Origin of the sequence: Microbacterium panaciterrae, assembly GCF_039541635.1 — a bacterium.
GTDB classification, from domain to species: domain Bacteria; phylum Actinomycetota; class Actinomycetes; order Actinomycetales; family Microbacteriaceae; genus Microbacterium; species Microbacterium panaciterrae.
In genome coordinates this window covers 1-6269 of sequence record NZ_BAABGP010000020.1, presented here as the reverse complement: position 1 = coordinate 6269, position 6269 = coordinate 1, and the positions used below count along the sequence as shown (strand labels likewise).

Here is a 6269-nt window from a genome sequence, read left to right as displayed (position 1 = left end):
CGATACCGGAGGTCCTCACCTCATTCCATCAAGCCACGCTGCCCACAACCTCCGTGGGAAGAACAACTAGAGGTGTGGTCCGCGCCGGCGAGGGCTCGCTGGCGGTCGACCCTCTTGTCGCTCGATCTGGGGCGGTCGGCTCCTCTGTGGAGTGCGATCCACTGAGGACGATCGGACGGCCTCCGCGTCCTGCGCGAACTGCTCCGCCCCATCACTAGTGCTCTGGAGGCTCGCGTTCACTCGGTCGATGCGCGCCGTGATCTCGCTGTCCTGCTCGCGCTTCAAGTGCTGACTTGTCGTGTGTCTCACCGGCGTATCTAGGACTTGGCGCACGCGGAGGCGTGCTTCTTGGCGTACTGCGGGGATTGCGAGCTCCACGGCGCGGCGCCGTGTTTCGGCGTCGATGTCGAACGGCGTCGCACCGCGCGTCTGACGGGCTATGGAGTCCAGGAGGACTTCCTCGTGGAGACGCTCTCCTCGCGGAAGCTGGAGGATTCGATCCGCGTGGTGAGGGAACGCCCGGGTGATCATGTCGACCTCGATCTCGATCAACTGCCACCGAGCTTCGAACTGATCCTGCTCGCGGCGCTCGCGCGCAGCGACGGCGGCTGCAATGTCCTGGGCCTCGCGGCGAAGCTCCCGCATGCGAGACACAGTCACGGGCCGTGCGAAGAATGCCGAGGACTGCTCGAGGTGCTCAGCACGTTCGTTCTTGGTCCATCGGTGGCGTGGCCTGGGCGGGAGTCCCAGTTCTTGTCGGCGGCGTTCTCGATGCTTCCGTTCGCGATTGTCGCGGTTGACGGCCTCTCGCCCTTCGGGAGTGGAACGGCGTGCTCTTTGCTGAGCGAGGATCCGGTCCTTGTTTCGTGCGACGTACTCTCGTTGTGCTCGGGCATTCAGAGGATCCTTCCGGCCCTTGGCGGCACGTTCGCGCTGCTTGGACAGGATCTCCTCTTTGTGTCGCTGATAGTAGGCTCGGCCGGCCTTGAGGACCTTGTCCCGGTTCGCGGCCTGCCAGCGATCGCGGCGTTCCTTAAGGCGTTCGGGGTTCGCTGCCGCCCATTCACGTGCTCGCTGCCGATCCTTCTCTCGGCCCTCTGTGGCCTTCTTGGCTGCATCGCGGCGGCGCTGCGCGGCAAGTCGTTCGCGTTCGTTGACATGGGCGCGGTTGCGAGAGTTGTACTCGTTCACGTAAGCGCGCACGTGTTCAGCGTTGGCTTTACGCCACCGGCGGTGGCTCGCGCGGACTCGGTCGGCATTCTCCAGCTCCCACCGTCGCTGGGCCTCTCGACTTCGCGCTCGACGTGTCGCGCGTGCTTCCGTCTCGCCACCGTCGGCCACGCCTACTCACCGCGTCCGTCGGGACCCGCATCCGGATCGTCAGTGAGGCTGTCGAGAATGTCATTCAGCACCTCTCTGTATGCGGTTGGGTCGATGATGGTCCTGGCGACGAGGTCCCGAAGCAGGTGACTATCTTCGTCGGCAAGTTGTCCCGCGGCCAGCTCCAGACACCAGGAGATTTCCTGCTGGAGGTCAAAGGCGAGCTCATCCGCGTGGATCTCCGGGTAGTACGCAAACGCGCTGAACGCGACCCTCTGGGCAATCTCGCCGCGGGCTTCTTCGGTGATGGACATTTGGTTCCTTCCGGATCAGTGGTTGGTCTTCTGACTCTGCAAGCGGGCCGCGCGATACGCAGTGCTGGTTCGGCCGGGCTGTGGACAGAACCGGTGGTACCGGCGTTGTGAAGAGACGACCCGGAGAACGCGCCCGTTGCGTGGTCGACGGTTCCTAGGGATCCCGGCCTGCTCGGATTGCGGGTCCAAACCTTCCTGCTCCCAAGAGGTGCGTTGAGGGGGGCGGAACCGACGTTGAGGATGGGCAGCTTTCTTGCGCGCAGGCTCAATACACGCAAACGCCGCGAAATCCCCGGCTCTGTGGGCGCATCGGGAACGTGGCTGTGCAAAGGCTTGGCCGCGAATACACGCAGGAGTACACGCTCGCTGAGGAGCGTCGGAGGCGATCAGTCCGTCACGTTCGGGAGTTCCAATGTCCTCAGCGATTCAGGCCACACCTCTCATGACCCGCCTCAACCTCGAGTGGTCACACACCCTCGTCGATCGTGAGCACGAATTCGGCGCGTTGGGGGTGCGCGTCTGCGGTGAGTTGTTTGATGAGGTGCGCGCGATCCGTGGCTCAGCCCAGGACCGGGCGCTTTACGAATTGCTGGCTCTTACCCGAGACGGAGATAAAACGGCGGAGCGGCTGTTGGTGCAGGTGCTCCTGCCTGTCGCGCAACGGATGGCGCACAGGGTCCGAGCGCTCAGCGAATTCGATCGCGTCGATAGGGTCGGTCTCGCGATCGGGAAAGCATGGGAGATGATCCACCTCTTCACAGAGAAAAAGATGCATCTTCGCGAGAAGGTGTTCTCGAATCTGACCATGGGATTGGTCGGGCTGCTCGCGCCGGCGAAGACCAAGAACGACGAACTGATCGGTGACCGCACCTCTCCGGTCAGTGACGAGGTGCTGGAGGCCGTGACAGGCGTGTGGCAGGAGCCAGCTCCCGCGCTCGAGGTCCTTGCGCTGAGGTTGTTTGCTTGGGCGCGACGCGCGGGAGTGCTCACCGGTGACGAGATCGCGCTGTTGGCGCGGGTGGCAATTGAGGAGGAGCGCCAGACGGACATCGCCGTGGAGCTAGGTGTGACGGTCGACTGCGTGAACGCCCGTGTCGCCCGTGCTCGCCGGAAGCTCAAGGCAGCGTTCGTCGCGACCGGCTGAGGACGGTCCGCCTTGACGAGGGCCCCACCTGGACCTGTGTGACAAAACGTCAGATAGGCCCTGTTTAGGAGGCCGCGGGTGCCAATTTTTGGCCGAGATCTATATATCGGTTCCGTGAAGTACATAGTCTGGATGTGATCGTCGGGGGGCATCGAGATTCGGGCCAGTTGTCGGTTCGCGTCGTGAGGGACCGCCCCTTGTAGGTAGCGGATGCCTTTTGGAAGGACGCGATGTGATGATCACGGAGGACAGGCTCCCGCCGAGCGCGGAGACGGCGCAGCTCTCCACCGGCAATGCCGTGGAAGTCAAGTCGGTTCGTACCCGTGCACCAGCCTCCCGCGGCATCATCGCTGCGGCGTTCATCGTTCTCGGCGCGGTCGTGGGTTACCTCGTCTTCGTCAACGTGTCGAACGCGACGCAGGTGTGGGTGGTGAAGAGTTCGATCGTTCGTGGTCACACGATCGTGCAGGATGACCTCACCACGATGTCGATCACTGCGGGGCAGGACTCCAAGGCGATCCCTCAAGCGAAGCTTGATCAGATCCTCGGCAAGGTCGCGACAACTGACCTCCCCACGGGTGCGCTCGTGACGTTGTCGTCGATCTCTGACCATCTCGGGATCCCGAACGGCAAGGCTCTCGTCGGTATGACTCTCGGCCCGGGCAAGCTTCCGGCTCAGACTCTTCAGGCCGGCGACAGTGTCGTCCTTGTTCCGGTCCCCGCACAGGGGGCCGCTCCGGTGGATGTCACAGCTGCGGAGACCATTCCGGCTGTCGTGTCACAGGTCCGGCCGGTTCCGAATACGAACGACGTCGTGGTCGACGTTTATGTCTCTACCCAGGTTGCCCCCAATGTGGCCAGCAGGGGCGCCGCTGGCGCCCTTTCTCTCTACCTCGCCCCGGGAGACTCCAAGTGACCGTCATCGCACTGACCAGTGTCGCCGGCGCCCCCGGGGTCACCACAGCGGCGACGGCGCTGGCGGTGCACTGGCCGCGTCCGGTCCTCCTCATCGAGGCGGACATCCGAGCGGTGTCCACGATGATGCCTGGGTTCTTCCGCGCGAACCTTCTGCCTAGCGATGGCGGCATCGAGAAGTTGGCGTTCGCTGCTTCCCGGAACGTGCTCGAGGCCGAGGATCTCCTCAACCCGGCGTTTGCAATCTCGATCGCCATGCACGAGCTTCCGCCGATCCCCGAAAGGCCCATTCCCGCGATCCCGCAGGGCCACAAGATGTGGGTGATCCCTGGGTTCGTGAATCTCGCAGTCGCGGATGGTGTCCATGGGCTCTGGGCCAAACTCCCGCGCCTGCTCGTCGAGCTCGGCGATGCCGGCATCGATGTGATCGTCGATCTGGGGCACCTGAGCGTCGACGACTCCCGATTGGCGATCATCGACACTGCCGACCGTGTCCTGATCGGCATGTCGTCGACGATGATCGACCTCAATCGCGCCCACCAGCGCCTGCAGCTGCCGGACCTCGCCACCCGTACCCGGGCCCTCGCGGGGGAGAGGTACTGGATCCTCCTGAACACGCCTGTCGCCCAGAGCGTCCCTGCAAAGGACTTCTCCACTCATCTGATCCCTGTCATCGGCACCCTCCCGTTCGATCCTTCCGGGGCCGCTGTGTTCTCCCATGGCCAGCCCGACTCGAAGCCCGCCCGTAACAGTTATCGCAGCGGGATCCGTCGTCTGGCTCAAGACCTCCCTGCCCTGAGCGCCCGTGACCAGAGGAGTGCCAGCTGATGAGCGAACTGCCCGAGATCGAGATCTCCACCAGCCCCTTCTTCAGCGACCTTCTGGGATCGCCTGTTCAGTCCGAAGCGCCCACCTCGACCGCCCGCGGACGCGAGAACCGTCACCTTCTGGACGTGATGACCGGGGGATCCCGCCCCCCGCTTCACATCGTTGACGAGGGCGAAGCCCCCATCGCCGAAGCCGACCATGCCGTGGGCTCATTGCAGGAGGTCCCCTCACGCGCGCGCCGGCGGGAAGTCACTCAGATCCGCCCAGTCGGCTTCCTCCACGTCGATTGGACGCTCGTGCGCACCCTCACCCGGGAGCTGGAGATCACCGACGACACCACCGGTCGACCCCGCAGCTCTTTCGATGTCGCGGTCGCCTCGGCGGCCCCCGAGACCGAAGCCGAGGAGAGAACCTGGACTCAGATCGAGCGCATCATCGAGCGGCGCAGCACCAGCGACACCGCGGCCAAGGGCGCCGATCACGACTGGAGCGAGTCCAAGCGGGCGCACTATGCCCAGGCGATCTTCGACCAGGCGCACCGATACGGTCGGATCAGCCAGTACCTGCGCGAGCCCGATATCGAAGACGTCTCCGTTGTCGGGTTCAACAACGTCGTCGTCACCAAGACCGATGGCGCGAAGCAGAAGCGTTCCCCGATCGCGGACAGCGACAAGGACCTGGAGGACATGATCGCGGAGATCGCCTCCTACCGAGGCCGCACGTTCGCTAAGCCCTCTGGGCACATCGACCTCGACATCGGAGGCGCCCGGCTCTCGGCAACAGGCGTCGGCATCACGTCCGCCACCAACCTCACCCTGCGCATGCACAATCTGGTTGACGTCACCCTCGATGACATGGTCAAGAAGCGGACCATCTCAGCGAAGATGGCGGAGTTCCTCGCTGCCGCGTCTCGCGCGCATCGCTGCATCTTCGTCGCTGGATACCCCAGTGCGGGGAAGACCACCATGCTCCGCGCGCTCGCCTCAACCCTCCCCGCGGAGGAGAAGGTGGCAACGATCGAGACTGAGCACGAGCTGTATCTGGGCAAGGTTGAGCACCGGCACTGGCAGGTCCAGGATCTGCAGTACGTGCCACCCCAGTCCGCTGGCGCCGACAGCATCGCGGGATTCACGCTGGCCAAGTGCCTCGACATGGCCCTGCGTGCCTCTGCTCAGGTCATCTTGTTCGCCGAGATCAAGAGCATTGAGGGTCCGATCGCCCTCCAGGCGATGGAGGCCGGACGGGCGTCGATGTCGACCATTCACGCCCGCAGCGCCGACGATGCGATCCATCGTTTCGCGGACGTGCTCATGGGAGAGCTCGGGCTGTCCAGCGACGTCGTCCCGCTGCGTCAGATCGGCCGCTGCATGGACCTCATCCTTTACATCGACTTCATCGAGAACCCCGACGGCACCCGTCGTCGCGTCGTCACTGAGGTTGCCGAAGTCGTCCCGAATGACGCGCGGGAACCGATGGCAGCCCTGCTCTTCGAGTACGACCCTGACTTGGACGACTGGACCAACCCGGAGAAGCCCTCAACGCGCCTCGCCAAGCCGCTACGTCGTGTCGGCTACGACTGGAACAAGGAGGTGCTGGGATGAACCTCCTCGCGGCACTCGCCGGCGGAATCGTCGCCGCCGGGATCGTGCTGCTCATCACCTACTTCCGGCCGGCGCCGCTAAATGTTCTTCCCACGGAGGTTGTGGGCAGCGTGGCTTGATGGAATGAGGTGAGGACCTCCGGTATCG

General features: G+C 64.2%; 7 protein-coding genes. 5 read left to right on the top strand and 2 right to left on the bottom strand.

Annotated features, from left to right (window positions below; genetic code table 11):
• Nucleotides 1–66 precede the first annotated feature (66 nt).
• Together ABD882_RS14890 and ABD882_RS14885 are read right to left on the bottom strand one after the other, a co-directional pair.
• Entirely contained in the window at nucleotides 67–1203 is a 1137-nt protein-coding gene (locus tag ABD882_RS14890) for a hypothetical protein (RefSeq protein WP_345188153.1), read from the bottom strand.
• A gap of 140 nt (nucleotides 1204–1343) precedes the next feature.
• Nucleotides 1344–1634: a hypothetical protein gene (locus ABD882_RS14885; protein WP_345188152.1), complete on the bottom strand. Its 291-nt coding sequence runs from the start codon at nucleotides 1632–1634 to the stop codon at nucleotides 1344–1346.
• 442 nt (nucleotides 1635–2076) lie between these two features.
• Between ABD882_RS14885 and ABD882_RS14880 the strand changes: the two genes are divergently transcribed.
• The 5 genes from ABD882_RS14880 to ABD882_RS14860 all read left to right on the top strand — a co-directional run bounded on the left by ABD882_RS14880 (nucleotide 2077) and on the right by ABD882_RS14860 (nucleotide 6241).
• Nucleotides 2077–2778: a hypothetical protein gene (locus tag ABD882_RS14880; protein WP_345188151.1), complete on the top strand. Its 702-nt coding sequence runs from the start codon at nucleotides 2077–2079 to the stop codon at nucleotides 2776–2778.
• Nucleotides 2779–3013: 235 nt separating this feature from the next.
• A complete protein-coding gene (locus tag ABD882_RS14875) occupies nucleotides 3014–3694 on the top strand; it encodes an SAF domain-containing protein (protein ID WP_345188150.1) in 681 nt (226 codons plus the stop codon).
• Nucleotides 3691–4521: a CpaE/TadZ family protein gene (locus ABD882_RS14870; RefSeq protein WP_345188148.1), complete on the top strand. Its 831-nt coding sequence runs from the start codon at nucleotides 3691–3693 to the stop codon at nucleotides 4519–4521. Before ABD882_RS14875 ends, ABD882_RS14870 begins: the two co-directional genes overlap by 4 nt.
• Entirely contained in the window at nucleotides 4521–6122 is a 1602-nt protein-coding gene (locus tag ABD882_RS14865; RefSeq protein WP_345188147.1) for an ATPase, T2SS/T4P/T4SS family, read from the top strand. Before ABD882_RS14870 ends, ABD882_RS14865 begins: the two co-directional genes overlap by 1 nt.
• The gene (locus ABD882_RS14860; protein ID WP_345188146.1) at nucleotides 6119–6241 is read left to right on the top strand and encodes a hypothetical protein; all 123 of its coding nucleotides are present in this window, start codon (nucleotides 6119–6121) and stop codon (nucleotides 6239–6241) included. Before ABD882_RS14865 ends, ABD882_RS14860 begins: the two co-directional genes overlap by 4 nt.
• Nucleotides 6242–6269: the final 28 nt, after the last annotated feature.